2 protein-coding genes are annotated in these 2,074 nt (G+C 55.4%); one reads left to right on the plus strand and one right to left on the minus strand.

Annotated features, from left to right (window positions below; all coding sequences use genetic code 11):
* Positions 1 to 686, minus strand: a 686-nt coding sequence (locus JRJ26_20715) for a GntR family transcriptional regulator (protein ID MBW2059913.1), incomplete at its 3' end; no start/stop codon positions are given.
* A gap of 582 nt (positions 687 to 1,268) precedes the next feature.
* Here JRJ26_20715 and JRJ26_20720 point away from each other — a divergent pair.
* Positions 1,269 to 2,074 (plus strand): extracellular solute-binding protein (locus tag JRJ26_20720; GenBank protein ID MBW2059914.1); only part of this gene is annotated, 806 nt, incomplete at its 3' end.

Genomic DNA, 2,074 nt, shown 5'->3' on the forward strand with positions numbered 1-2,074 from the left:
GCGACTTCCTCCTCACCCCCCTTCGGATCCAGGGTAGGGGGGAAGTTCCTCAACACACTCCGCATGGCGCTTGAAAGGTGAGCCCGGAGAACCTTCTTGCTCCTCACGAGATCCCTCCTCTCAATCGCCTCGAAAAGCCGGCAGTGCTCCTCGAAGGCCTGCCGAATCTCTCCCATGTGATTGCGATCCGAGAAAGCAATGATCTGGAGCATGCTTCGGTATGTGGAATATATCTTCTCGATTTGGGAGTTACTCGACTTCCGGATGATCAACCGATGGAGTGCCATATCGAGGTCGAGACATTCCTCTACCCTCCCCTTTTCCAGTCCTGCCCGTGCACGCTCGATCTGCTCGTGAATCTCATCTATCTCCCTCTGGCTTATGTTCTCGACGGCCGACTCGAGGGCGAAAGACTCCAGCAGCCCCCTCACCTCGAATATCTCCTGGATCTCCCTCCTGGTATACTGGGCCACAAAGACTCCCTTTCTGGAAAATCTCACAAGCCCCTCCTTCTCCAGGATGGTGAGAACATTCCTGACCAGGCTGCGGCTGACTCCCAGGGCCTGGGCGATCTCCTTGTCCTTCAGCCTCTGCCCCTGCTTCAACTCACACCGGAGAATTTTCCTCTTGAGAATCTCATGGACATCATCACTGAGACTTCTATAAGATACCTTTTCAAAGCTCATCGAAAAACCCCTTACGGGATCGAAAGTGTCGGACCTGCTGCTCAAGCTCTTAAACCTTCCACTGCGCAACCCCTCAGAACCGTGGGGAAAAAACCGACAAATCCGGTGGCCTATTCCCCCAGTGGGAAAGGCACAAAAAAATCTTGACAGACTACAGGATCGGTGGTAGAAGGAAAGTTAACCGTTAACTGTTATCACGACTCAGCGAAACTATCAAGCATTTTCGGTTGCTAGAAATCTGGGGGATCCCATGGTAGGGCATGCCCCAAGGCCATTAGGTCAGTCGACCAGCCGGGCTGTTTTGTACCCGGAACAACCGAAAACACCCCATCCTTTCGGGCCCTCCTCCTCTGTTGCCGACTATCTCCAGCCCTTCCGTCTGGACCGGCTCAAACCAGATCCCGCCGAAAAGGAACCCGAAAAAGTAGGACGCTCACCTCCAAGGCTCAAGAATCCGATTTTCCTTCCCACCCTATACAGGCCGAGATGGATCTATTTCGATTTATCCATAAAAGAGGGGTGGGTAACCGGTGCCATAAGAATCTTAACGGGGGTGAGTCTCTTAGTCAATGGGGGTTGATCATGGAGAGAAGAAAAAAAACAGAAAGGAAGAGAGCGATCCGTACCGGGGCCGGCAGAGCCATTAGCCGGCGGAGGTTCCTCGGGGCGGCAGCAGGTGCCACCGCTGCTCTGTCCATGGGGACGTTTCTCAGGAGCGGACTGGGCGCCACCAGGGTCAACATTCTCACCTGGTCGAACACGCTGAAGGCCATGGACGATGTCCTGCGCGAGCAGGCCAGGGCATATACGAAAGCCAGGGGAGTGGAAATCAATTTCGAGTTTATCAACCAGACCGACCTCCCCACCAAGACCGCTGCTGCTGTCGAAAGCGGTGCAGGACCGGACATAATCACCCTGTGGAGCGACGGTCCGCATCTCCACGCCCATGCTCTGATAGATGTGAGCGATGTAAGCGACGGTCTCGGCAAGGAACTCAAAGGGTGGACTCACATCGCTCAGGATATCGCCATGGTAAAGGGAACCTGGAGGGCGGTACCCTGGGGGATCATCCCGATCTCCATCGTCTACCGGACAGACTGGCTAAAGGAAGTCGGCTACGACAGGTTTCCCGACACCTATGAGGAGATGCTGGTGATGGGCAAGAAGCTCAACGACAAGGGCCACCCTGTCGGGTTCGCCCTAGGCCGCTCCATAGGCGATGGGAACCAGTCCCACTACCCGATGCTCTGGGCCTTTGGAGGCAAAGAGTGCGAAGCAGACGGGAAGACCGTGGCCATCAGGTCGCCTGAAACGGCCAATGTCGTGGATTACCGTCGCAAGCTCCACCGTGCGGCCGAGATTGCGGAGGTATTTTCCTGGGACGACTC

This window comes from Deltaproteobacteria bacterium, assembly GCA_019308905.1.
GTDB lineage: Bacteria > Desulfobacterota > BSN033 > WVXP01 > WVXP01 > JAFDHF01.